General features: G+C 64.5%; 22 protein-coding genes. 7 read left to right on the forward strand and 15 right to left on the reverse strand.

Features of this window, described 5'->3' with window-relative positions:
* Window positions 1-91: 91 nt before the first annotated feature.
* Together GL300_RS13050 and GL300_RS13055 are read right to left on the reverse strand one after the other, a co-directional pair.
* Window positions 92-1135, reverse strand: a complete 1044-nt coding sequence (locus GL300_RS13050) for a patatin-like phospholipase family protein (protein WP_155040078.1) — start codon at window positions 1133-1135, stop codon at window positions 92-94.
* An 82-nt stretch (window positions 1136-1217) separates the two neighbouring features.
* Window positions 1218-1832: a TetR/AcrR family transcriptional regulator gene (locus tag GL300_RS13055; protein ID WP_155040079.1), complete on the reverse strand. Its 615-nt coding sequence runs from the start codon at window positions 1830-1832 to the stop codon at window positions 1218-1220.
* Between the two features lie 105 nt (window positions 1833-1937).
* Here GL300_RS13055 and GL300_RS13060 point away from each other — a divergent pair, with 105 nt between their 5' ends.
* From GL300_RS13060 to GL300_RS13080, 5 genes are read left to right on the forward strand one after another with little or no spacing between them, the layout of a single operon-like run.
* Entirely contained in the window at window positions 1938-2990 is a 1053-nt protein-coding gene (locus tag GL300_RS13060) for an ABC transporter substrate-binding protein (RefSeq protein WP_155040080.1), read from the forward strand.
* 4 nt (window positions 2991-2994) lie between these two features.
* Entirely contained in the window at window positions 2995-3849 is an 855-nt protein-coding gene (locus tag GL300_RS13065; RefSeq protein ID WP_155040081.1) for an ABC transporter permease, read from the forward strand.
* Window positions 3849-4619 carry an ABC transporter permease gene (locus GL300_RS13070; protein WP_155040082.1) on the forward strand — a complete coding sequence of 257 codons (771 nt, stop codon included), beginning with the start codon at window positions 3849-3851 and terminating at the stop codon, window positions 4617-4619. Before GL300_RS13065 ends, GL300_RS13070 begins: the two co-directional genes overlap by 1 nt.
* Window positions 4616-5650 carry an ABC transporter ATP-binding protein gene (locus GL300_RS27440; protein ID WP_155040083.1) on the forward strand — a complete coding sequence of 345 codons (1035 nt, stop codon included), beginning with the start codon at window positions 4616-4618 and terminating at the stop codon, window positions 5648-5650. The genes GL300_RS13070 and GL300_RS27440 overlap by 4 nt, the downstream gene beginning before the upstream one ends.
* Entirely contained in the window at window positions 5647-6375 is a 729-nt protein-coding gene (locus GL300_RS13080; RefSeq protein ID WP_155040084.1) for an MBL fold metallo-hydrolase, read from the forward strand. The genes GL300_RS27440 and GL300_RS13080 overlap by 4 nt, the downstream gene beginning before the upstream one ends.
* Window position 6376: 1 nt before the next feature.
* Here the strand turns inward: GL300_RS13080 and GL300_RS13085 are convergent, their stop codons facing one another.
* The 6 genes from GL300_RS13085 to GL300_RS13110 all read right to left on the reverse strand — a co-directional run bounded on the left by GL300_RS13085 (window position 6377) and on the right by GL300_RS13110 (window position 12906).
* The gene (locus tag GL300_RS13085; RefSeq protein WP_155040085.1) at window positions 6377-7180 is read right to left on the reverse strand and encodes a hypothetical protein; all 804 of its coding nucleotides are present in this window, start codon (window positions 7178-7180) and stop codon (window positions 6377-6379) included.
* 154 nt (window positions 7181-7334) lie between these two features.
* Window positions 7335-8294: an ABC transporter substrate-binding protein gene (locus tag GL300_RS13090; RefSeq protein ID WP_155040086.1), complete on the reverse strand. Its 960-nt coding sequence runs from the start codon at window positions 8292-8294 to the stop codon at window positions 7335-7337.
* A 19-nt stretch (window positions 8295-8313) separates the two neighbouring features.
* Window positions 8314-9285 (reverse strand): ABC transporter permease, encoded by a 972-nt coding sequence (locus GL300_RS13095; RefSeq protein ID WP_155040087.1) that lies wholly within the window; start codon window positions 9283-9285, stop codon window positions 8314-8316.
* Window positions 9282-10766 carry a sugar ABC transporter ATP-binding protein gene (locus GL300_RS13100; RefSeq protein ID WP_155040088.1) on the reverse strand — a complete coding sequence of 495 codons (1485 nt, stop codon included), beginning with the start codon at window positions 10764-10766 and terminating at the stop codon, window positions 9282-9284. The genes GL300_RS13095 and GL300_RS13100 overlap by 4 nt, the downstream gene beginning before the upstream one ends.
* The gene (locus GL300_RS13105) at window positions 10763-11857 is read right to left on the reverse strand and encodes a Gfo/Idh/MocA family protein (RefSeq protein WP_155040089.1); all 1095 of its coding nucleotides are present in this window, start codon (window positions 11855-11857) and stop codon (window positions 10763-10765) included. Before GL300_RS13105 ends, GL300_RS13100 begins: the two co-directional genes overlap by 4 nt.
* Complete coding sequence (locus GL300_RS13110; protein ID WP_155040090.1) at window positions 11854-12906, reverse strand: sugar phosphate isomerase/epimerase family protein; 1053 nt, start codon at window positions 12904-12906, stop codon at window positions 11854-11856. Before GL300_RS13110 ends, GL300_RS13105 begins: the two co-directional genes overlap by 4 nt.
* An 82-nt stretch (window positions 12907-12988) precedes the next feature.
* Here GL300_RS13110 and GL300_RS13115 point away from each other — a divergent pair, with 82 nt between their 5' ends.
* Window positions 12989-13999, forward strand: a complete 1011-nt coding sequence (locus GL300_RS13115; protein WP_155040091.1) for a LacI family DNA-binding transcriptional regulator — start codon at window positions 12989-12991, stop codon at window positions 13997-13999.
* A 145-nt stretch (window positions 14000-14144) separates the two neighbouring features.
* On the forward strand, window positions 14145-16082 hold the full coding sequence (locus GL300_RS13120) for a multiheme c-type cytochrome (protein ID WP_343043031.1): 1938 nt from the start codon (window positions 14145-14147) through the stop codon (window positions 16080-16082).
* Here GL300_RS13120 and GL300_RS13125 read toward each other — a convergent pair.
* The 7 genes from GL300_RS13125 to GL300_RS13155 are packed head-to-tail and all read right to left on the reverse strand — an operon-like array spanning window position 16079 to window position 23344.
* Window positions 16079-17329: a BatD family protein gene (locus GL300_RS13125; protein WP_170297667.1), complete on the reverse strand. Its 1251-nt coding sequence runs from the start codon at window positions 17327-17329 to the stop codon at window positions 16079-16081. The genes GL300_RS13120 and GL300_RS13125 overlap by 4 nt on opposite strands.
* On the reverse strand, window positions 17326-18837 hold the full coding sequence (locus GL300_RS13130; RefSeq protein ID WP_155040093.1) for a VWA domain-containing protein: 1512 nt from the start codon (window positions 18835-18837) through the stop codon (window positions 17326-17328). Before GL300_RS13130 ends, GL300_RS13125 begins: the two co-directional genes overlap by 4 nt.
* Complete coding sequence (locus GL300_RS13135) at window positions 18834-19820, reverse strand: VWA domain-containing protein (protein WP_155040094.1); 987 nt, start codon at window positions 19818-19820, stop codon at window positions 18834-18836. Before GL300_RS13135 ends, GL300_RS13130 begins: the two co-directional genes overlap by 4 nt.
* Window positions 19817-20302 (reverse strand): DUF4381 domain-containing protein, encoded by a 486-nt coding sequence (locus tag GL300_RS13140; RefSeq protein WP_155040095.1) that lies wholly within the window; start codon window positions 20300-20302, stop codon window positions 19817-19819. Before GL300_RS13140 ends, GL300_RS13135 begins: the two co-directional genes overlap by 4 nt.
* Window positions 20302-21288 (reverse strand): DUF58 domain-containing protein, encoded by a 987-nt coding sequence (locus GL300_RS13145; protein WP_155040096.1) that lies wholly within the window; start codon window positions 21286-21288, stop codon window positions 20302-20304. Before GL300_RS13145 ends, GL300_RS13140 begins: the two co-directional genes overlap by 1 nt.
* 6 nt (window positions 21289-21294) lie before the next feature.
* Window positions 21295-22299, reverse strand: coding sequence for an AAA family ATPase (locus GL300_RS13150; protein WP_155040097.1), 1005 nt, complete (start codon window positions 22297-22299; stop codon window positions 21295-21297).
* Window positions 22300-22354: 55 nt separating this feature from the next.
* A complete protein-coding gene (locus tag GL300_RS13155) occupies window positions 22355-23344 on the reverse strand; it encodes an HAD family hydrolase (protein WP_155040098.1) in 990 nt (329 codons plus the stop codon).
* Between the last annotated feature and the right edge of the window lie 68 nt (window positions 23345-23412).

Genomic DNA, 23412 nt, shown 5'->3' on the forward strand with positions numbered 1-23412 from the left:
ACTTGCGCCCGATGCGAGGCGCTATCGGCGATGCTGGAAATCCCGGCATTGGCAGGATCGCGGGGCAAAGGTCAAGATGCCCCGGCACCCCTCATCGCGGCACTTTAGGCCGTTCGCGTCCGAAATGCTCTTCGACATAAAAGGACGGGCGCTTGCCGACATCGTCCAGATGGTTCTGCAACCAGTCCTCTGCCCATGCGGTGCCGCAGTTGAACAGATGCTGCAGATAGGCCCAATCCGCATTCATCTTCGAAGATGAGGACAGGTCCTGAAGATCCTCCTCGCCATGGATCATGTGCAGGCGCAGGTGAATGCCACCATTCATTTCGACCACACCCTTGTCGACCAGCCGGCTGAGACTGTCGAGCGCACGCAGTTCCTTCATCAGACTGGTGTTGAAGCTGATCTCATTGATGCGATTGATGATTTCGCGGGCGTTACGGGGCAGCTTCTCGCGCCGCATCGGGTTCAGCTGGACGATCAGCACATCGACGACCTCGCTGTCGATGATCAGCGGCGTCAGCGCCGGATTGGCAGAATAGCCGCCGTCCCAATAAGCCTCGCCGTCGATTTCCACCGCGCGATACATCAGCGGCAGACAGGCGGAGGCCAGCACCGTGTCGCAGGTGATCTCTCCGTTTGAGAAGATCCGGGCGTGGCCGGTGCGAACATTGGTCGCATTCAGATGGACGCGCAGCTTGGTGGAGCGGTTGATGGCGTCAAAATCGACCGACTCTTGCACCAGATCGCGCAGCGGGTTCACATCGAAGGGGTTCAGTTCATAGGGCGAGAACATTCGGCTTAGCGTCTCGGCCATCAGATAGGGCGGCGAACGATCAAGCGAGAAATCCCCCTTCATCCGGTCCCAGATCGTCGGCTGCATGGGCGAGTAGCGCGCCGCGTCGCTGACCGCCTTCCAGAAGCCGGCCAAGGCCTCGCGCGCGGCCTCGGGACCGCCCTTTTCCATGCCATGCGCCAGCACCACCGCATTCATCGCGCCGGCGCTGGTGCCGCTGATTTCCGCGATGCGCAGTCGGGGTTCCTGAAGCAACCGGTCCAGCACCCCCCAGGCCAGGGCCCCATGAGAGCCGCCGCCTTGCAGCGCAAGATTGATGGGCAGTGCAGCGTCCGTCATCTGTCGCTCCGTCGCCAATGCGTCAATTTCCGCAGTGCAGCATCAATTGGGCAGCGTTTCAACAGCGGATCGCGAATGACCCCTATGTCGCGATCAGTGTGGTAAAGGCGGACAGATGCGCGTCCAGCCTTGCGCGAAGCTGCGCGAGGGGCTGGTCCTCGTCCAGAATGAATTCGGTGAACAGTGCGTTGAGGTCATTGAAGGCCATCTCGCCCAAGGCAGTCGCGCCGATCCCCTGCCGGACGTCACCCCGGGTCTGAAGGGTGGCGATCAACCGACAGACCTGCGCGGCCAGCGCTGCGTCCAGCTCGCGGTAGCGCCGCGAGAAGGGTGCCTCGGGCTGCTGGATCGTCATCGCCATGGCCGAGCGCCACATCGCCTTGGTCAGATAGACCAGCGAATGGTCGTAATAGGTGCGGATCAGCACGCTCATCGCCTGAATGGCGGTTTCGGGGGGACGGGCCACGACCACCTCGCCCTGCGCCAGCACCTCCTCGACCTCCATGCTGACAATAGCCAGCAGAAGGTCTGCCTTGTTTTCAAAGTAATTATAAAGGGTTCCGACAGAAACCTCGGCGACCTCGGCGATCGTGTCTATCCGCGCAGCCTCATATCCCATCTGCCCGAAAAGCGTGCTGGCCGCCTCAAGGATGCGGCGGTTTCGGTCGGCCTTCTGTCGTTCGCGCAGTCCCGTCATTGCTTCCCCTGTCGGACCTAAAATTATCATTGACTGCAAAAATGAACTGCTTCAACTTTTTTCTTGAACGGACCCGTCAGAGGTCCTCCACCGACAGGAGTTTGAATGATGATCAGATCCGCCTGCGCCGTGATCGCCCTTGCCGCCGTCGCGCCGCTGACCGCCCATGCCGCCGAAGAGTTGAACGCCCTCGTCTGGTGCGACCACGCCGACCCGGCCTTTCTTGAGCCGTTCGAGAAGGCCCATGACGTCAAGGTCAACGTCAAGGAATATCAGGGCACGGCCGAAGGGCTGACGATGCTGGAACAGTCGCGCCCCGGCGATTGGGACGTGATGGTGATCGACGCCGTCGACGTCCATCGCGCCATCGACCGCGATGTGCTGGCACCCCTGCCGCCCGAGGCACTGCCGGTCGCGGATTTCTTCCCCGAACTGGTGATGGCATCGCATAACAGCCGCGATGGCGTGACCTACGCCGTCACCGACAAATTCGGCTACAACACCATCGCCTATAACAAGTCCAAGGTCGATCCGAAGGACATGGAAAGCCTCAAGACCCTATGGTCGGGCAAGTATGACGGCCGGATCGGGATCTATGACTATTACCTGCCCGCGCTTGGCATCGTCGCGCTGTCGCAGGGCGTCAAAACCGCCGATCTGAAGGGCGAGGCCATCGAGGGCCTGCGCGAACCGCTGATGAAGCTGAAGGCTGCCTCGAAACAGGTGGCGGATGTGGTTGGCAGCCAGACCGCGTTGGCCACGGGCGAGGTCGACATTCTGGTCGGCGGCGGCGAATTCCTGACCGCCACCCTGCATGCCGAAAACCCCGATCTGGACTATACGATCCCCGCCGAGGGCGGTGTCCTTTGGGCCGAATCCATCGCCATGCTGAAGGATTCCCAGAAACCCGAACTGGCGCTGGAATTCATCAAATACGTGACCTCGCCCGAGGGGCAGGCCCGGCTGGCGACCTCGTCCTGCTATTGGGGCATGCCCGCCAATGCGAAAGCGGGCGAGCATCTGACGCCGGAACAAAAAGCCGTGCTGCGCTGGGACGCGCAGGCCGATTACCTGAAACGCGCGCAGCTTTACCCGATCCCCAGCGCCGATGACGATGCGGCGATGCAGGATCTGTGGACCGACATGCTGCAGAACTGATCCGATGAGCATCGAACAGACAGAACGCAGGGCGGGGGCCGCCTTGGTGGCCCCCGCCCTGCTGTGGACCGTCGCCTTCTTTGTCCTGCCCTTCGCCGCGATGATCTGGATGAGCCTGTCGCATCTGGAAGGCCGCGAGGTCGTCAGCGGGCCGGGCATCGGCAATTACCTTCGCATCTTTACCGAACCCTCGCTTCTGCGCGGCATCCGCGTTTCGCTTGAGATCACCGCGATCGTCACGGTGCTGTCGGTGATCCTTGCCTGGCCGCTGGCCTGGATCATCGCGACCCGTGTGCCCCCGAAATGGCGCAGACTGGCGCTGATGCTGGCGGTGCTGCCTTTCTGGACTTCCTATGTCGTGCGTTCCTATTCATGGGCGCTGGTGCTGGGCGAAAACGGCATCGTCATGCAGGGGCTGATCCAGCTGGGCCTGCTGGAACAGCCGTTGCAGATCATGGCGACGCGCACCGCGACGATCATCGGTTTCGTGCATTTCTTCGTCATGCTGCTGACGCTGACGATCTATTCGAACCTCGTGCAGCTTTCGCCTAACTATGCCCGCGCCGCCGAGGATCTGGGCGCATCGCGCTGGCAGGTCATCCGGCTGGTGATCCTGCCCCTGACCCTGCCCGGCGTGATAACCGGGGCATTCCTGACCTTCGTGCTGTGCATCGGCGATTACATCACGCCGCAGATTCTGGGCGGGAACTCGGAACTGACGCTGCCGCAGCTGATCATGCTGCAACTGGGGCGGCGTGGCGATTACCCGATGGCCTCGGCCTTGGCGGTGGTGCTGATGGTGCTGGTGACGCTGGCCTATGCCGCCTGCGCCCGCTGGCTGAAGATGGAGCGGGTCTGATGCGCATCCTGTCCTGGGCCTATCTGGTCCTGCTCTTTCTGTTCATCCTGCTGCCGGTTGGCGCGCTGGTGGTGTTTTCCTTTCAGGACGGACGCCTGCCGGTTCCGCCCTTCAAGGGCTTCACGCTGGAATGGTATGCCAAGGTCATCGCCGATCGCGACCTGATGGCGGCGCTGTGGAATTCGTTCCTTGTCGCCTTCGGCTCCTCGGCGTTGGCGCTGGTGCTTGGTTTTCTGGCGGCGTCGGGACTGGCACGAGTGGCGCTGCCCGGATCGGTTCTGCTGCGCGGGTTGCTGATCGCGCCGATGACCGTCAGCTATCTGATCATCGCGCTGGGGCTGTTGCAGGTCTTCAACGCGGTGGGCGTGCGGCCGTCGCTTCTGTCCACCGGGATCGGCCATGTCGTCATCAACCTGCCGCTGTGCTTTTCCATCATCTACGCCGCGATGGGCGAGCATCAGCGCAATGCGCTGCGCGCCGCTCGCGATCTGGGCGCACGGGAATGGCAGGTGTTGGCGCTGATTTCGGCCCCGATGCTGGCGCCCGCCTTGGCCGCCGCGTTTTTCCTGTCGGTCACCTTCAGCTGGGACGAGTTCATCATCGCCTTCCTGCTGACCCGTTTCGATGTCACCCTGCCGGTCGAGATCTGGTCCATGCTGCGTTCGGGCCTGTCGCCGGCGACCAATGCCATCGGCTCGCTTGTCTTCCTCGTCTCGGTCGCCGTTGTCGTGACGCTTGAATTCACCCTGTTCAGAAAGTCCCGGTCATGACCGCCGAAGTCCGTTTCCAGGCCATCCACCATCGCTTCGGCACTTTCACCGCCCTGCACCGGGTCGATCTGACCATCGCGCCAGGCGAGTTCATCGTGCTGCTGGGTCCTTCCGGCTGCGGCAAGACCACGCTGCTGTCGATCCTTGGCGGCTTTGTCACGCCGACACAGGGCAAGGTTCTGATCAATGGCAAGGACATGACCCATGTCCCGCCGCGAGGCCGTCCGACGACCACGATGTTTCAGGACTACGCCCTGTTCCCGCATATGAGCCTGCGCGACAACGTGGCCTTCGGGTTGCGCATGCGCGGCGTGGCCAAGACCCCGCGCCGAGACCGCGCACAGGAGATGCTGGACATGGTGGGACTGGGCGACAAGGCCGAGCGTCGCCCGCATGAGCTGTCTGGCGGCCAGCGCCAGCGCGTCGCCCTGGCCCGCGCCTTGGCGGTTTCGCCCGACGTGTTGCTGCTGGATGAGCCCTTGGGCGCGCTGGACCTGAAGCTGCGCCGCCAGATGCAGGATGAGCTGAAGGCGATCCAGCGCCGCGTCGGCACCACCTTTGTCCATGTCACCCACGATCAGGAAGAAGCCATGGCCGTCGCCGATCGCATCGTGGTGATGAATCAGGGCCGGATCGAACATTGCGGCACCCCCGAGGAGGTCTATCTGCACCCCGTCAGCCTGTTCTCGGCCGGGTTCATGGGTGAAATGAACCGCATCCCGGTCACCGCCAAGGGCACGGGTGCGGACAGTCCGCTGGGGGCGCTGCCCTTGCCGGTCGCCTCGGGCGGTGGCGTGCTGTGCCTGCGCCCGGAAAATATCGGCTTTGCGGGTGAGCTGGCCCTTGGCCCGGCGCGGCTGGTCGATACGGGTTTCTTCGGCACCCACCACCGCTGCCATTTCGCGCCGCTTTCCGCCCCCGACCTGCGGCTGGTTGCGCATCTGCCGCAAGGCGCGGTGCTGGAACCGGGCCGCGAGGTCCAACTTTATGCCAGCAACCCCGTCATCCTGCCACATGAGGCCGCCGCATGAACCGTATCCCCGCCCGCGACTGGTATCGCCTGCGCCGGGTGGGGGACGACATCACATGGATAGACGAGCCGCATATCCACGAATTCTATCGCTGCAATATCTGGCATGTGCGCGGACGCGACCGCGACATGCTGGTGGATAGCGGGATGGGCGTGGTCAGCTTGCGCGAATGGGTGCCGCTGGTCAGCGAACGTCCGCTGGACGCCGTAGCCAGTCACACCCATTTCGACCATATCGGCTGTCATCACGAATTTGATTGCCGGTTGTGCCATCCGGCCGAGGCAGAGATCCTTGCCGCGCCAAGTCGCGCCAGCACCCTTGCCGATCCCTATGTCACTGACGAGATCTTCACCGCCCTGCCGCCACAGCCCTATCTGTCCACGACCTATGCCGTCCGTTCCGCGCCCGCCACGCGGCTGATTGCGGATGGCGAGCGGATCGATCTGGGTGACCGCAGCTTTGAGGTTATCCACACTCCTGGCCACTCACCCGGCGGCATTGCTCTGTGGGAAGCGTCTACCGGTATCCTGATCTCCGGCGATATCGTCTATGACGGCCCGCTGATCGAGGACACCTATCATTCCGACCCAGCGGATTACATCGCCTCGATGCGCCGCCTGCTGGAGCTGCCGGTCCGCCTGGTCCATGGTGGACATTTCCCGTCCTTTTCGGGCGAACGGCTGCGAGGGATCATCCGCAACTGGCTGGCCGGCAAGGACGCCTGAGCTATTCCGACCGGGTCGGCAGATCCATTCCCAGCCCCTGCAACTGCCATTCATAGACCCGCGTATCGGTTCGGAAGGTCCAGATCCGGCCCGAGCCGATGTCGATGATGGTGGTGACCAGCAAGCACCACAGGACCGACAGCGCGATTGCCGCCAGCGGCCCCTTACGATCTGTCAGGCCGAACTGATAGCCCACCGTGGCCGAGCCAAGCAGACTCATGAAAAGAAGCAACCCGATCAACTGTATCGGCAGCCGGTATTCCATCATCAGCCGCATCTTGGTCGAGGCATCGAAGGCAAGGTTCAACGAGTTCATCAGCGAGGACGTGACATCGTTTGGCTCTGACCTGACGCGCTCTTCCAAGAACTGCCAGATCTCGTTTTGCAGCAGGTTGGTCCGCGCGGTCGTCTCGGCAATCTCACCGGAATGCGGCTCGGCGCGCACGAAACGGTAACGCGTTGCCAGATATTCTCTCAGCCGGGCGTTGATCTGCTCGGCTTGCGGGCCACCCACGGCATCGGCCTGCAGCATGGCAGTGCCGATGGCATTGACCTCCTCCAGCCCTGCGGCCAGCCGCGCATCCTGCCGCGATGAGGATGCAGCAAGGTTCAGCGCCAGAACGAAAGCCAGAAGCCCCAGCACACTGCCCACGACCAGCGTCGCCCCTTCATCCGGTGTCTCGCCGATCGCCTTGCGGCGAATGCGGCCGATTTTCACGCCGATGAGATAGAACAGGATCAGCGCCAGCAGCAGCAGAGCGAAAAAGATCAGGGCGTTCTTTTCAAGGATTTGAAGAAAAAGCATTCTGGCGTCCCTTGTTGGCCCGACCGGCACCTCTGGGGCGCAGAATATGGGGCTTGGGCGAAACGGCAAGGGGACGGCACATCAACCCTTGGCCGCGGGGCGCAGTTGCCACAGATGGGGTCAGGCTCCGCCCCATCGGGCGGAGCCTTTCAGCTTAGAACGGGCTGTCGGGATAGTAGAATTGCGCGGCGTTTTCCGGGGTGATCAGCTGCGAGCCGATGATGAAACGTCCGGTCACCGGCGCGTTCGAGACAAAGCGCAAAGCCGTCATCTCGATGGCCGAGGAAATCAGCGCCGGCGGATAGGTCACGTTCACCGGCAGTTGCTTGTCGCCGTCCATGATGCGCTTGACGATTTCCTTCATGCCCGCGCCGCCGATCACCCACATCTCATCGGTGCGGTTGGCGGCGGCAATGGCCTCCATGACACCAATGGCCATGTCGTCATCGGCAGCCCAGACCGCGTCGATCTTGGGATATTTCGACAGGTAGTCCTGCATGACGGTAAAGGCGTCATCGCGGTTCCAGTTGCCGTGCTGCATGTCGAGGATCTCGACATCCGAACCCAGCGCCTTCTGGAAGGCCTCGACCCGCTCATTGTCCAGCGTCGTCGGGATGCCGCGCAGCACCACGATCTTCGATCCAGCAGGCAGGTGGGTCTTGAAATACTCGCCCGCAACCCGGCCGAAGGCGGTATTGTCGCCCGCGACATACAGATCCTCGATGCCCTCCTCGGACAGGCCGCGATCGACGACGGTGACGAATTTGCCCGCCTCTTTGACCGCCTTGACCGGCGCGGTCAGGGGCTCGGATTCGAAGGGCAGGACGACCAGCCCGTCGATATTGCGGGTGGCCATCATGTCTTCGATGTCATTGACCTGCTTGGCGGCATCGCCCGCGGTCGCCAGCACGAATTCCAGATTGGGATAGGCCTTGCCCAGTCGCGCGATGGTGTCCTGCGCATGCCAGTTCAGCCCGCCCATGAAGCCATGCGTGGCCGAGGGGATCGAGACGCCGATCACCTTCTTTTCCGCATCCTGCGCGTGACCCGCGCCCGCCACCATGCCCAGGGTCGCAGCAAGGGCCGCGGCCTTCATCAGGTTTCTGCGTTGCATATTCCTCTCCTCCCCAGGATTACCGCTCATCGGCGGTGCTTTTTTCCCGCTGCAAGACGACAGCAAGAACGATGATGACCCCCTGGATGGCCCCGTTCAGATAGGGGCTGACCAGATCGGCCAGATTCAGGATATTGTCGATCAGCGACAGGATCAGGACACCAACCACGGTGCCCCAGACCCGGCCCGTGCCGCCCTTCAGCGCGGTGCCGCCGATGATGACGGCGGCAATCGCCTCAAGTTCCCACAGGACGCCGGTCGAGCCCGAGGCCGAGCCAAGGCGCGGGACGTACAGCACGACCGCCAGCCCGACCAGCAGGCCCAGCAGCACATAGGTCATCAGCTTGACGCGGTTCACGTCGATGCCGGAATAACGCGCGACCCGTTCGTTTGAGCCGATGGCTTCGACATGGCGGCCAAAGCGGGAATGGCGCATCATCCATTCCCCGATGATCGCGACCACGGCAAAGGTGATGATCGGCCAGGTGATCCAGCCAATGCCGCCGAAATAGACCGGGCGGTAAAGCGTGCGCAGCCCCGAGCCAAGGCTCAGCGTGCCGCCATCCGCCAGCCATGTCACCAGCGAGCGGAAAATCCCCATCGTGCCCAGCGTGACGATGAAGGGCTCGATCCGCGCCTTGGTGACCAGTGCTCCGTTCAGCCAGCCTGCCGCAAGCCCGCCAAGCAGGGCGACGCCCATGCCCAGCAGGATCGTGCCCCAATGCACCCCCAGTGCGGGTGCGACCGCATTCATCGCGATGATCGCCACCCCGGCCAGAAACGCCGCCATCGAACCGACCGACAGGTCCAGCCCGCCCGAGGTGATGACAAAGGTCATGCCCACCGCGATCATCCCGATAAAGGCCGAGCGCGCCAGCACGTTGGTGATATTCGCCGGCGCCAGAAAGGCCGGATTCAGCATCGCGCCCAGAATGATCAGCGCGATCAGCGCGACGATGGGACCAAGCGTATGCAGGTTCAGACGGTTCATGCGGCCTCGCTGCTGACGCCCATGGCAAGGCGCACAATGTTTTCTTCGGTCATGTCCGGGCCCGAAATCTCACCCGCGATGCGGCCCCCGCGCATGACTAGAATGCGGTCGGACAGGCCGATCACCTCGGTCATCTCGCTGCTGATGACGACCAGGCTGCGGCCCTCATCGGCCAGCTTGCGGATGAAGGCATAGATCTGGCGCTTGGTGCCGACATCGATGCCGCGGGTCGGTTCATCGATGATGATAATTCTGGGATCAGGCAGCATGGTCTTGGCCAACAACAGTTTTTGCTGGTTGCCACCGGATAGCTTGCCCGTCTGCATGTCGCGGCGCGGGGCGCGGATGTCGAAATCGGCGACGGCGCGGTCCAGCGCCGCGTCCTCGGCGCTGGTGTCGATGCGAAAGCCGCCGAAACGCTCGAGCGTCGCGAGCGTCAGGTTCACGCGCAGATCCTTTTCCAGCAGCAGCCCGGCTTCCTTGCGGTCCTCGGTCAGATAGGCCAGCCCCGCCGCAAAGGCATCGCGCAATTCCCGGATGTGGACCGGCTGGCCGTTCACGCGGATCTCGGCGCTGGCGGGACGCAGGCCGACCAGCCCCTCGGCCAGTTCGGTCCGGCCTGATCCGACCAGCCCGGCAATGCCCAGCACCTCGCCCTGACGCAGAGACAGATCCACGCCATGCACCTCGCCCGGCACGGTCAGACCGGTGACCTGAAGCGCGAGGGCGTCCGAGGGATGCCCCTTGGGCGGATAGAAATCCTGCAGCTCGCGCCCGACCATCGCGGTCGCCATGCCGTTTTCGTCCAACTCGCCGCGCAGCGCCTGACGCACCACCCGGCCATCGCGCAGCACGGTGATGCGGTCGGCCAGATGCGCGACCTCATCCAGCCGGTGCGAGCAATACAGGATCGCCACGCCCTGCCCCCGCAGCCGGTCGATCTGTTCATAAAGCGCGCCGACCTCACGATGGGTCAGGACGGCGCTGGGTTCGTCCATGATCAGCACCCGCGCCTTGCGCGACAGGGCCTTGGCGATCTCGACCATCTGGCGATCAGGGACCGACAGATCGCGGATCAATGTATCGGGGTCGATCGGGCTGTGAAGCTGGCCCAGCAGATCAGCCGTGCCCTCGCGCATGGCGCGGTGATCCAGCCGGAAGCCTCCGGCCTCGCGTCCCAGAAAGACGTTGGCCGCGACCGACAGATCGGGGGCAAGGTTGAATTCCTGATGGATGACCACGACGCCCGCCGCCTCGGCCTGCGGGCCGCTGGTGAATTGGCGGGGTTGGCCGTCCAGCAACAGATCGCCCGTCGTCGGGTCCAGAAACCCGCCAAGGATCTTCATGATCGTGGATTTGCCCGCGCCGTTCTCGCCGATCAGCGCGTGCACCTCGCCCGGCTCAAGGGCCAGGTCGACGCCGTGCAAAACCTCGATCGGGCCGAAGCTTTTCGAGACATTGCGCAGCGCCAGAACCGTCATGGCTGAACCTCGGTCCAAGTGCCGTCCTGCGCGGACGATGCCTTGGCCGCGGCGATGAACGCCATGCCGGACAGGCCCGCCGCCAGTCCCGGCACCCGGTCCAAGCGCGAGGTATCGCCCCGAATGATCTCGGCAATGTCCAGATAGAGGTTGGCGAAACCCTCCAGATAGCCCTCGGGGTGGCCGGGCGGCGTGCGGAACGACCCCGAGCGGTCCTGAGCCCGCGTCAGGATCTGCGCCGGGCCGTCCTTGGGCGTGAAAATCAGCCGCTCGCTGTCGCCAAGCCGCCAGTCCAGCGCGCCGCGATCGCCAAAGACCCGCAGCGACAACCCGTTTTCCATCCCCAGCGCCACCTGACTGGCCCAGATCCCGCCCTTGGCCCCCGAGGCATAGCGCAGCGCCACCCGCGCATCGTCGTCGATGGGCCGCCCCGGCACCACGCTGGACAGGTCGGCCGAGACATGGCTGGGCGTCTGCCCGGTCACGAACTCCGCCAGTTGCCAGGCATGTGTGCCAATATCGCCAAGCGCCCCTGCCCCGGCCTGCGCCGGATCGGTGCGCCAATCGGCCTGCTTGTTATGCACCTCATCCGACAGCCAGCCCTGCAGATATTCCGCATGGACCAGCCGGACCTGCCCCAACGCGCCTTCGGCCACCAGCGCACGCGCCTCTCGGACCATGGGCAGGGCCGAGTAGTTATGGGTCAGAAAGAAGCGCGCCGGGCTTTCGGCTGCGGCATCGGCAATCTGGCGCGCCTGTTCTGCCGTCGCACTCAGCGGCTTGTCGCAGATGACATGGATGCCCGCATTCAGGAATGCCACGGCGGGGGCGGCATGCATGTGGTTCGGGGTGACGATGGCCACGGCCTCGATCCCGTCGTCGCGGGCGGCCTCAAGGCGGGCCATTTCGGCAAAGCTGGTGTAGCCGCGGATGCCCAGATCGGCGGCGCTGGAAGCCGCACGGGTCGGATCGCTGCTGAGCGCGCCCGCCACCAGATCGAACCGCCCGTCCATGCGTGCGGCGATGCGGTGGATCGCCCCGATAAAGGCGCCGCTGCCGCCGCCCACCATGCCCAGCCGGATAGGTTTCATAGCCCAAGTGCCTTGTTGATGGCGGCGGGGTCCACCGCACTGGCCGCGAAATCGTCGAAAGCGTGCGGTGTCACGCGGATGATATGATCACGCACGAATTTCGCGCCTTCGCGCGCGCCGTCCTCGGGGTGTTTCAGGGCGCATTCCCATTCGACGACCGCCCAGCCGTCAAAGTCGTATTGCGTCAGCTTCGAGAAGATCGCCTTGAAATCGACCTGCCCATCACCAAGACTGCGGAAGCGTCCGGCGCGATCGACCCATGACTGATAGCCGCCATAGACGCCCTGCCGGCCATTCGGACGGAACTCGGCATCCTTGACGTGGAACATCCTGATCCGGTCATGGTAGATGTCGATATGTTGCAGGTAATCAAGCTGTTGCAGGACGTAATGCGACGGATCATAGACCATGTTCGCCCGCGCATGGCCGCCGACGCGATCAAGGAACATCTCAAAGGTCACGCCGTCATGCAGATCCTCGCCGGGGTGGATCTCGTAGCAGACATCGACGCCGTGATCCTCGGCCAGATCCAGCAGCGGGCGCCAACGTGCGGCCAGAGTGTCAAAGGCGGCATCGACCAGACCGGGCGCGCGCTGCGGCCAAGGATACAGATAAGGCCAGGCCAAGGCGCCCGAAAACGTCGCCATCGCCTTAAGACCCAACTGCCCGCTGACCCGGATCGCCTTGCCGACCTGATCGACCGCCCAAGCCTGACGCGCCGCGGGATTGCCTCGCAACGCCTCGGGGGCGAAGGCGTCGAAGCCTGCGTCATATGCCGGGTGGACGGCGATCAACTGGCCCTGCAGATGGGTCGAAAGCTCGGTCACCTCGACGCCGTTCTGGCGTGCGATGCCAAGGAACTCGTCGCGATAGGTCTGCGATTCCGCCGCGCGGTCCAGATCCAGAATACGCGGGTCATTGGTCGGGACCTGCACGCCCTTGTAGCCGCAATCCGCCGCCCAGCGGGTGATCGAATCCCAGCTGTCAAATGGCGCATCAGCGCCGATGAACTGCGCCAGAAACAGCGCAGGCCCCTTGATCGTCTGCATGGATGATCCCCTCTCTTGCCCGTCAGGCTGCACTGGACTGAAATCGATTGCAACACTTTCTTTCACGGCCTAGTTTCAGGACATGGAAAGAACACTCTCTCGGGTCAAATTGGCGGATGTAGCGCGGCGCGCCGGGGTCTCGGCGGCAACGGTCAGCCGGGTGCTGTCGCATCCCGATCTGGTGGCCGAGACGACCCGCGCCACCGTCCTGCAGGCGGTCGAGGATACCGGCTACCGCATGAACCACGCGGCCCGGAACCTGCGCAAACAGCGCACCGGCAGCGTCGTCGCGCTGGTCCCGAACCTTGCCAATCCCTTCTTCGCCAAGATCCTTGACGGAATGGGGCATGAACTGGCCCGCGCGGGGTATGACCTGCTGGTTGCGGACACCCTTGAGGACAAGGGCCGCCACACCGCGCTTAGCCGGTTCCTTGATCCCTCGCGCTGCGATGGGGTGATCCTCCTGGACGGGCAGGTATCGTTGGCCGATCTGCAGGACCAGCGCGATCTGCCGCCCCTGATCACCGCCTGCGAATGGATCGAGGACAGCCCCGTCCCCCGGATCACGCTGGACAACCGCGAGGGCGCACGTCTGGCGATCCGGCATCTGCGCGGGCTGGGCCATGACCATATCGGCCTGATCGGCGGCCCGGCCGAAAACGTCCTGCACCGCGCCCGCCTGACCGGGGCCGAGGATGCCGCCGGTCCCGCCCGGCTGACGCATTTTCCCGGCGATTTCACCCTGCAATCCGGGAAGGCCGCCGCGTATGCGTGGATGGCGCTGGCGCCCAGCGACCGCCCCAGCGCGGTCTTTGCCTTTTCGGATGAAATGGCCTGCGCCTTCATGGCGGCGCTGCAAAGGGCGGGCCATGTCGTGCCGCGCGATGTCTCGATCATGGGTTTTGACGATATCGAGCTGGCCTCGTATCTGGCCCCGGCGCTGACCACGATCCGCCAGCCCAAGCGCGAGATTGGCCGCACCGCCGCGCAACTGATGTTGCGCCTGATCGGCGGCGAGCCGATTGCGCCGCGCACCCTGCTGGCCCCGTTGCTGATGCTGCGCGAGACGACCGGGTTGTTCGCACGGGCCTAGACCGCAACAGCAAAGCCAACCCGATTGAAATTAATCCAGAACCGGCTTGCACAAACCGCAGGTTGCTTTGAAGCTGCCCGTCAGGCGACCGGCTGCGCCGCGCCCTCACGACCCAGCCTTGTTCCTTGCGAAAGAGCCAGTCACCGTGAAGTTCGTCCTTGCCCTGATCTTGACGTTTTTCGCCTCCGCGGCCCATGCCGACGAACCGCCCGCCTATATCGGCTCGGCCCAATGCGCGACCTGCCACGCGCCCGAAGCCGAGGCCTGGAAAGGCTCGGATCACGGGCTGGCATGGACGCTGCCGTCGGATCAGACGGTCGTGGCCGACTTTGACGGGACCACGTTCAGCGGCAATGGCACTGCCGTTCAGTTCAGCAAGGACGATGCCGGCTATCATGCCAAGGTCACCGAGATGGACGGCTCGGTCAAAGATTACAACGTCCATTCCGTCATCGGCATCCGCCCGTTGCAGCAGTTCCTGTTCGAGACTGCGCCCGGCAAGCTGCAAAGCTTCGACGTGGTCTGGGACGTGGACAAGAAGGAATGGTACCACCTTTACCCGGATTCGGTCCTGCCGCCGCGCGACGGCCTGCATTGGACCGGCCCCTACAAGAATTGGAACGCGCGCTGCGCCGAATGCCACGCGACCGGGTTTGAGAAGAATTACGACCCGAAGACCCGCAGCTACCAATCCACCCAAGCCGAGATCGGCGTCGGCTGCGAGGCCTGTCACGGTCCCGGCTCGGCCCATCGCGACTGGGCTGCGGATCGCAAGCCGATCACCCTGCCCGGTCTGGACGCCTATGGCTTCACCATGCCGACCCGTGGCGGGGCGGAAAAATGGGTGCAGCAATGCGCCGGCTGCCATTCCCGGCGCGAGGCCTTTGGCGACGGCAACCCGCTGCCCGGCACGCCTTATCACGATGCCTACCGCCTGTCCCTGCTGACGCCCGAGCTTTACCACTCGGACGGGCAGATCCTGCAGGAGGATTACGAATACGGCTCATTCCTGCAGTCCAAGATGTATGCCAAGGGCGTCAGTTGCGTGAACTGCCACGACCCGCACGAGGCCAAGCTGAAGGCCGAGGGCAATGCCGTCTGCGTCCAATGCCATTCCCCGGCGGGCAATCCCGAATTCCCCAGCCTGCCGCTGAAGGAATTCGACAACGCCGCGCATCACTTCCACAAGGAAGGCTCGGCCGGTGCCGAGTGTAAGAACTGCCACATGGTCGAGCAGACCTACATGGTCACCGACGAACGCGCCGATCACAGTTTCCGCATTCCGCGCCCGGACCTGTCGGCACAGACTGGCGCGCCCGATGCCTGCACCACCTGTCACAAGGACCAGAACCCAGAATGGGCCGCCAAGCAGATCGAGGCATGGTACCCCGATTCCACGCATCGCGGCCCGCATTTCGGCACGACCTTTGCACAGGCAAGGCGCAATCCGCAGGGGGCGCTGGCCTCGCTTCTGGCGCTGGCCAAGGATCAGGATCAGGCCGATCTGGTCCGCGCGACCGCGCTTTACCTGATGCAATCCGCCGCCGATGAGGAAACGGCAGATCAGACCTCGGTGCTGCTGGCGGATGACAGCCCGCTGGTGCGCGCCAGTGCCGTGCGCCTGCAACGGGCCGCGCAGCCGCCGGTGCGGGTGCAGAACCTGATCGGCCTGACCAGCGATCCGGTGGCCCTTGTTCGCATGGCGGCCGCGCAGGAACTGATCGCGCCGGGCGCCATCCTGCCGCCCAAGATGGCCGCAGCGCTGCGCGGGGCGTTTGACGAATGGCGGCGCTCATTGGGTAACCGGCTGGATTTCCCGGAAACGCATCTGGTTCTGGGGGGCATGGCGCTGGTCATGCGCAACTATCAGGCCGGTCTGGCGGGCTTCCGCGAGGCAGTGACGCTGGACCCGCAGCGCGTCGAGGCATGGAGCATGATCGTCCGGCTGGAACAGGCGCTGAACGGCGATGAGGCTGCCCGCCAGGCCGTAGGCCAGGCATTGCAGGCCAATCCCGGCACGCCGGAATTGCTGAGCATGCAGATTGAATTGCAAGGTGGCTCAGGTATGCCCCCGGCCCCCTAGCGGGCCTGTGCCCCCGGATTGAGCGCAGGCAGGATCTGCCGATTACTGCGGCCCCAGACCGAGGGCGTGGCCCGAACGGCGTGGGCCAATGCCTCCCATGATGAGGTGGGCGCGGCAGGCTGCGCGGCATAAAGCGTCGCACCGACCGCCGCGAAAAGCTCAGACAGGTCCTGCATCGGGACGCCCGCAGGCAGGCGCGCGCGCCAATCCTCCAGCCAGCGCGAAGTTTGCGGATAATCCCGGCGCGAAATGGCCGCCAGAAGCTGACTTCGCGCATAGGCTTCACTGGCCAGACGCGCCTGACGATGGGTTTGCGCAGCGTCGCGGGCGCGTGGCCAAAGCCCGCGCAGCATCGCCGCAACCCCCAGCACGAGTGCCAGTGTCGTCAGGATCAGCCGCCAATCGCGCTGCTGCGCGGTCTGGGCGCTTTTCGGCGGCGGGCCGGTGACCGAGATGTCAAAGCCCGGCACGCTTGCGGTCTCGACCTTGCCGGTTCCGAGGTTTAGCCAGTCGAGGCTGATCGGCGGCGCGCTGCCCTGCCCCCCGCCCAAGGCCATCAGCGTCTCGCTTTCGACCCGCGTACCCGAAAGCTCCTCGGCGCCGTCATCCTCGGTCACTTGCGGCGAGGCGGGATAGGCCCGGATCGCGGGCAGATCGAATTGCGGCATCAGGGTCGGCAGGACGATGGGCGATGTGCCCTCGATCTTGGCGGTGACGGTGCGGATGACGCTGGCCCCCGGTGTCAGCCCGGTCGAGGGGCCGGACAGGTCTTGCGTCAGGACCAGTGACTTGGCGGCGATGAAGGGATCAAGCCCCTCGGCGCCCTTGGGCACGGTGCCGGTCAGCGTCACCGGCTGGGTCTGCACCGTGGCGGTCAGCGGCGCGGGCCCGTCGGGATCGGCCCAGGTCAGTTCGATCTTCTGCGCCGGCAGGACGAATTGGCCGGGGACCATCGGCGTCAGCAGGTAGCGGTGCGAAATCCCGGACCAGTTTTGCCCATCGACCTGACGGCTGATCGCGGTCGAGCCACGCGGCGGCACGCGCACGCGCAGGTTCGGTGTCTCGAACGTCGGCAATTCGGGCGGGTTCGGCATCCATGTCGGGACAAGGATGTTTAGCCGCAGTGTTACCGACTGGCCGGGCACGGTCTGGGACTGGTCAAGCACCGTCTCGACAATCGGGGTCGGAGGGGTTTGTGCAAGCGCCGGACCGGCAAGCAGCAGCAGGGCAAGAAGCAGCCGCCTCATTGCTGGGCCGCCTCGATGGCGAAGCGCTGGCGCAGGAAATCGGCGGTATTGGTGTCCACCGTATTCATCCATTGGTCCGCAGTCAGCAGCTTGGCGCCCTGCTCGCCACCCCTGATCTGTGTATCGGCACCGCGCGCATCCTTGTTGTCCAGCACCACGCCATCGGCCCCCTCGCCTGTTTTTTCGCCGGTATCAGACTGCACGCGCGCGGTTTCGACGAAATCCAGCATCTTCTTTGCCAGCTCCAGATTTTGCGCCGCGCCGGGGAAATTCGGGTCGCGGTCCAGCGTGGTCTGGAAATCCGCGATGGCCTCGCGATAACCGCGGCTTTTGATATGGGCCATGGCGGACAGGAACGCGGCATCCGGCGTTTCGATCCCGGCAAGAGTTTCGACCACGGCGTCGTATTTCCCGTCACGATAAAGAGCATGGGCCTTGTGCATCGGCTCAATGAACAGTGCGCCCGCCCGGTCGAAATGGTGCTTGTCATAGGCAATCTGGCCCTGCTGGTCCGGGGTCAGGAACCAGTCCGTGACCCCTTCGGCCCGGCCCGTTCCGGGTTGCAGGACCAGCGCCGCCAAGGCCGCCGCGCCCCAGCGCATGGTCCAGCCGCGCCGGAACCAGAACAGCCCCAGCAACATCGCAGGCCAAGCCAAAAGCCAGCCGCGATCGTCCCAAGGCTGGTCGCCCTGTTCGGCCAACGCGCGGCGATAGGCGGCGTTCAACCGCCGGTCCAGCGTGGTGATATCCGCATCATCCACCGTCACCTGCTGGACGGGAATGGTCAGTTGATCGATCCCGGCGCTGCCTACGCCATCGGGCAAAGCGGCCAGCACCGCGACGCTGGCACCCTGAAATCCGTTCAGCGCCGCGACATCCGCGGCCTCGATATCGTCGGTCACGAACAGGATGCCGCCGGGAGCAGATTCCTTTGCCATGATGCTGCGGGCCAGTTCCAGCGCAGCGGCGGTGGCATTGCCCTTGTCGGGCATCACGTCGGGGCTGAGCCCCTCAAGATAGGGTTGCAGCACATGCGGATCCTCGGTCATCGGCACGACCGAATGCGCGGTTCCAGCATAGGCGATCAGGGCCGAGCGTGCGCCGGCGCGCAAAGCCAGCAGATCCGCGATCTTCTGTTTGGACCGTTCCAGCCGCGAGGGGGCGAGATCATGCGCCTCCATCGAGGGCGTCACCTTCAGCGCGATGACCAGTGGCGCGGTCTGGGCGACGAAAGGATCGGGCACCCGCGACCAAGTCGGACCGGCAGCGCCCAGACAGGTCAGCGCCAGCACCAGTGCCACCCCGTCGATGGGCAGGACACGCCGCGCGCTGGCCCGGCCAACGGTCAACGCCTGCGCCAGATGCGGCGCAATCGCGGTTTCCGGCGGCTTGTGGGGCGCAAGCCTGCGTCGCACCCACCACCATAGCAGCGCAATGACCGGCAACAGCACCAGCAGCCACGGCCGGATGAAATGAAACAGATCCAGAGGCAGCGCCAGATCGCTCATGGCCGCACCCTGCGTCTGCGCGTCATCAGTGCCAGCCAACCGGTCATGGTAAGCCCGATCAGCGTGGCCAGCAGCAGCGGCAGCCATGCAAGGGCCTGCCGTGGCCGATAGGACAGCGCCTCGGTCTGGCGGGGGGCAAGCTCATCGATGCGCTTGTAGACATCGCGCAGCCCCGCCCCGTCCTCGGCAAAGAAATACTGCCCGCCAGTGCGCGAGGCGATGTCCTGCAGGGTTTTCAGATCCACCTTGTCCTCACCGGTGGCCTTGGGATCGCCGACGCCGATCGTATAGATCTCGATCGAACGGTCGCGGGCGATTTCGGCGGCGTTGACCGGGCTCATGCGGCTGACGGTATCGGTGCCGTCGGACAAAAGGATCAACAGGCGCTGCTGGATATCGCTGGCCTCGAAGGTGCGGATGGCAAGACCGATGGAATCACCAAGCGCGGTATGGGGACCGGCCATGCCGACCTGGGTCTGGGCCAGCAGATCGCGGATCGTTTGCAGATCCTCGGTCAGCGGGGCCTGCACATAGGCGCGCGAGCCAAAGACGATCAGCGCCATGCGGTCACCGTCGCGGCCCGCGATGAAGCCGTCCACGACCTCGCGGACGCCTTGCAGGCGTTGTTCGACCGAGCCGTCCGGCGTGTGGAAATCCCGCGCATCCATCGAGCCGGAAATGTCGATGGCCAGCACCACATCGCGCGCGGCGCGGGTCTGTTCGATCGGCGCGCCGACGCGCTCGGGGCGGGCCATGGCAAGGATCACCAGCACCCAGACCAGTGCCGCCGCAATCATCTGGAGGACGGACCGCCGCATGACCACCGCACCCGAGGCCGCGTCACTGCCTGCCGCATCGACGATCCGGCGAAAGAACGGAAAACGCAGGGCGGGGACCTGCTCCTTATGCGGCGGGATCAGCCACCAGACCAGCACGGGCAACGGCAGCGCCAGAAGCGCCCATGGAAAACCCAGCGAGATCATGGCGTGACCCCGCGATGCCTGCGTATCCAGGTCTCGGCCAGCCGGGTCAGCTGCGCATCGGGCGGGGTCGGGCGATAGGGGGCGCTGGCAATCGCGCGGCCGGGGCCGTTCCGAAATGCCTCGCCGCCGATCTGGCGGTCCAGAAAGCCCAGCCAATCCGCCCCGAAAAGCGAGGCCACCTGATCGCGTGGATAAGCGGCAAGCGCGGTGCGGCGCAGGATTTCCGCAATGCGGGCGGGATCATCGCCCGCGCCCGACAACATCCGCAGCGCGGCGCGGCGATAGGCATTGGCGCGGTACTGCCTGCGCCACCGCCACAACGCATAGGCCAGCGCCGCCAGCACCAGTGCCGCCAGCACCGCCCAGCCCCATGTCTGCGGCATCATCGAAATCGGCGCAAGCTCGGCGGGTTCGACAAGCTGCTCGATCAGCCCGATCAGGCTGTCATTGTCAGGCGTGGCGGGGGCGGCGTCCTGCTCCATCAGCGGCGTGTCCCGGCAAGACCCATCAAGCGGCGCATCTGGGTCACGCTGTCCTCATCCGCGCTGAGCGGCAGGACGGGAACGCCAAAGCGCCGTTGCCAGTCAAGGATCTGCGCCAGCCGACCGCTGGCCAGATCGCTCAGCGCGCGGTGGGTCTTCTGGTCGCCGGTGTCGATCTCGGCCTGCAGGGTCCCGTCCGAAACTACGATGCGATGGCCGCCCGGCAATTCCTGCGAAAACGGATCATTGACCAGCCCAAGGATCAGATCATTGTGCCGCGAAATCCCGGCAATCAGCCTTTCGGTCAGATCGTCCACGATGTCGAAATCGCTGAAGACCAGCACCAGATGGTTGCGCGGCGCCATCCTTGCGACCGAGGCCAGAACCCGGTTCATCGGGATCGGATCAACCGTCGGCGCATCGGCGTGCAACAAGCTATTCGCATCGGCCAAGGCAGTCAGGAAAGCGGTCAAGGCATGGCGACTGCGGGCGGGCCGGATCTCGGCCAGATCGCGGTCCCCAAAAACGATGCCTCCGACCCGGTCGCCCTGATCGAAGATGCGGAATGCCGCCAGCGCCGCGCATTCCGCCGCCGTCACCGATTTCATATTCAGTTGCGAGCCAAAAAACATCGACATGCGCTGATCGACGACGATCAGAGTCGGACGGTCGCGTTCCTCGGTATAGACGCGGACATGCGGCGTGCCGGTCCGGGCGGTGACCTTCCAGTCGATGCTGCGGATGTCATCCGAGGGCAGGTAGTCGCGTAACTCCTCGAAGTTCAGCCCGCGCCCGCGCAGCCGCGAGGCATGGCGACCATTCAGCACCGAGCCCGAGGGCTGGCGCGGCAGGAAACTGATGCGTTTGGCTTGCGCCTCAAGTCGGCGCAGATGGTCCAGATCGACGCTGATCCGCGGGTCCAGCCCGCTGGGCGGCGGATGTGGTTCGATCGTTCCGGTGCGGATGCGTGCGGCCTGATCCTTCATCGCGCATCAGGTCAGGGCGACCTGCCTCACGATTTCAGCGGTGACCTGATCGGGGGTCACGCCCTCGCCCTGCGCCTCAAAGCTTAGGCCCAGACGATGGCGGAACACGTCGGGGATGATGGCTCGCACGTCCTCGGGGTCGACATAATCGCGGCCTTGCAGCCACGCATGGGTGCGCGAGCAGCGGTCCAGCGCGAGCGAGGCGCGGGGCGAGGCGCCGACCTCGATCCAGCGTTTCAGGTCGTCGCCGAACTGCGCCGGAATCCGCGTCGCATTGACCAGATCGGCCATGTAGCGTTCGACCGCATCCGCGACATGGATCGCAGCGATCTCGCGCCGGGCCAAGAACACGGCGTCCTGCGCGATGGGCGTGGGCGCGGCGGGCGGGGCTGTACCCTGCTGTTCGCTCAGGGCCTCGATTTCTTCGCCACGGACCAGCCGGATCACCTGAACCTCGTCCTCGACCGGGGGATAGGTGATGTTCACATGCATGAGAAAGCGGTCCATCTGCGCCTCGGGCAAGGGATAGGTCCCCTCTTGCTCGATCGGGTTCTGGGTCGCCATGACCATGAACAGCGGCTCCATCTTGTGGGTGGTGCCGGCGACGGTGACCTGACGTTCCTCCATCGCTTCCAGCAGCGCGGCCTGCACCTTGGCGGGGGCGCGGTTGATCTCATCCGCAAGGACGATATTGGCGAAGATCGGGCCGGGATCGAAACGGAACTCGGTCTCATCCCCCGATTTATACAGCACCTCGGTCCCGGTCACATCCGAGGGCAGCAGGTCCGGCGTGAACTGGATGCGGCTGAATTTTGCTTCAAGATTCTTGGCCAAAGCCTTGATCGCACGGGTTTTAGCCAGTCCTGGCAGGCCCTCGACCAGCAGGTTGCCGTTGGCCAAAAGACCAATCAGCAAGCGGTCGATCACGTCGCGCTGGCCGATAATCGCCTGTCCCATGCGCTTGCGCAGATCTTCGACCGCCTCGCGCGCAGAAATATCCGTCTGGTCCATGAAATCCTGCTTGTCGCTGAAAAGACCGCGCGCCGGTCAGGGCGCGCAGGGTCGGTCACTTCGGCACGGACCAGATCCGGGCCCAGTCGTTTTTCATATCGACCAGATGCCAGCCGCGTTTTTCGGCCTCGTCCAAGCCGCGGCTGAGAACGCCGATATGACCCTCGCGGTCATAGGCGAATTCGCGGTCGGCGTCGGTATGGTGGACGATCAGGCCAAAGGCCGGGCCCTCGCCGCTGGTCGCATATTCCAGCATGGCGAAATCGCCGTCGGAATTGCCCGCGACAAAGATCGGACGCTGGCCGATATGGCGGCTGATGCCGACGGGCTTGCCCTCTTTGTCGTCGATGAAGCTGACGCCGCCACGCTTCATCAGCACCATCTTGCCATCGACCTCTTCGTATTTGGTGTCGCCCTCGGTGCCGACGACCTGAGCGGGCGGGATGCCATAGGCCTCCTGCGCGAAGGAGCGCAGAAAATCCGCGCCGCCGCCCGAAACGATATAGGTCGTGAAGCCCTCATCCCGCAGATATGAGAGCAGTTCCAGCATCGGCTGGTAGGTCATGTCGGCGTAATGCATGCCGGTGGTCGGATGGGTCGCGGTGGTCAGCCATTCGCGCGCATCCTTCTGGAACTGGTCCACGGTCATGCCGGCATGAGAGATGTTGCCCACCTCGATCAGCCCCTCGACCCCCTTGGCGGTGGCGCCCTTGATATCGCCGGATGCGGCGGCTTTCAGCACGTCCGAGGACAGGATCGAGGGATCGGCCTCGGCCTTTTTCTTCAAGACGTCCAGCGCGTAGATGCCTTGGAAATAGAACGGCTGCTCGGCCCAGAGCGTGCCGTCATTGTCGAAGGTGGCGACCCGGTCGGCCTCGGGGACATAGCTGTCCAAGGCGGGGTCGGTGACACTTTCGACGAATTCGATGATCGCGGCTTTCGTCGCGCCCTCATTCCATGAGGGCAGCGGATCGGCCAGGACCGGGGATGCAAGGATCGCAAGGACGGCACCAAGGGCCGTGGCAGAGCCGGACCGGATGGACATGTTCGCTCCTTTGGTGGGAAACCCGTTCCCCAACGGCATGACGCGGGGAACGGTAAGAAGGGGCCGCA

Source organism: Paracoccus litorisediminis, from assembly GCF_009711205.1.
Taxonomy (GTDB): domain Bacteria; phylum Pseudomonadota; class Alphaproteobacteria; order Rhodobacterales; family Rhodobacteraceae; genus Paracoccus; species Paracoccus litorisediminis.

Bases quoted from the DNA above. Each gene is read 5' to 3' on its own strand.
- GL300_RS13105 (WP_155040089.1), bottom strand. From the start codon at position 11,857: ATGAAACCTATCCGGCTGGGCATGGTGGGCGGCGGCAGCGGCGCCTTT.
- GL300_RS13140 (WP_155040095.1), bottom strand. From the start codon at position 20,302: ATGGAGCAGGACGCCGCCCCCGCCACGCCTGACAATGACAGCCTGATC.
- GL300_RS13065 (WP_155040081.1), top strand. From the start codon at position 2,995: ATGAGCATCGAACAGACAGAACGCAGGGCGGGGGCCGCCTTGGTGGCC.
- GL300_RS13085 (WP_155040085.1), bottom strand. From the start codon at position 7,180: ATGCTTTTTCTTCAAATCCTTGAAAAGAACGCCCTGATCTTTTTCGCT.
- GL300_RS13100 (WP_155040088.1), bottom strand. From the start codon at position 10,766: ATGACGGTTCTGGCGCTGCGCAATGTCTCGAAAAGCTTCGGCCCGATC.
- GL300_RS13080 (WP_155040084.1), top strand. From the start codon at position 5,647: ATGAACCGTATCCCCGCCCGCGACTGGTATCGCCTGCGCCGGGTGGGG.
- GL300_RS13050 (WP_155040078.1), bottom strand. From the start codon at position 1,135: ATGACGGACGCTGCACTGCCCATCAATCTTGCGCTGCAAGGCGGCGGC.
- GL300_RS13130 (WP_155040093.1), bottom strand. From the start codon at position 18,837: ATGAGCGATCTGGCGCTGCCTCTGGATCTGTTTCATTTCATCCGGCCG.
- GL300_RS13090 (WP_155040086.1), bottom strand. From the start codon at position 8,294: ATGCAACGCAGAAACCTGATGAAGGCCGCGGCCCTTGCTGCGACCCTG.
- GL300_RS13070 (WP_155040082.1), top strand. From the start codon at position 3,849: ATGCGCATCCTGTCCTGGGCCTATCTGGTCCTGCTCTTTCTGTTCATC.
- GL300_RS13060 (WP_155040080.1), top strand. From the start codon at position 1,938: ATGATGATCAGATCCGCCTGCGCCGTGATCGCCCTTGCCGCCGTCGCG.
- GL300_RS13135 (WP_155040094.1), bottom strand. From the start codon at position 19,820: ATGATCTCGCTGGGTTTTCCATGGGCGCTTCTGGCGCTGCCGTTGCCC.
- GL300_RS13095 (WP_155040087.1), bottom strand. From the start codon at position 9,285: ATGAACCGTCTGAACCTGCATACGCTTGGTCCCATCGTCGCGCTGATC.
- GL300_RS13145 (WP_155040096.1), bottom strand. From the start codon at position 21,288: ATGAAGGATCAGGCCGCACGCATCCGCACCGGAACGATCGAACCACAT.
- GL300_RS13155 (WP_155040098.1), bottom strand. From the start codon at position 23,344: ATGTCCATCCGGTCCGGCTCTGCCACGGCCCTTGGTGCCGTCCTTGCG.
- GL300_RS13115 (WP_155040091.1), top strand. From the start codon at position 12,989: ATGGAAAGAACACTCTCTCGGGTCAAATTGGCGGATGTAGCGCGGCGC.
- GL300_RS13110 (WP_155040090.1), bottom strand. From the start codon at position 12,906: ATGCAGACGATCAAGGGGCCTGCGCTGTTTCTGGCGCAGTTCATCGGC.
- GL300_RS13150 (WP_155040097.1), bottom strand. From the start codon at position 22,299: ATGGACCAGACGGATATTTCTGCGCGCGAGGCGGTCGAAGATCTGCGC.
- GL300_RS27440 (WP_155040083.1), top strand. From the start codon at position 4,616: ATGACCGCCGAAGTCCGTTTCCAGGCCATCCACCATCGCTTCGGCACT.
- GL300_RS13055 (WP_155040079.1), bottom strand. From the start codon at position 1,832: ATGACGGGACTGCGCGAACGACAGAAGGCCGACCGAAACCGCCGCATC.
- GL300_RS13125 (WP_170297667.1), bottom strand. From the start codon at position 17,329: ATGAGGCGGCTGCTTCTTGCCCTGCTGCTGCTTGCCGGTCCGGCGCTT.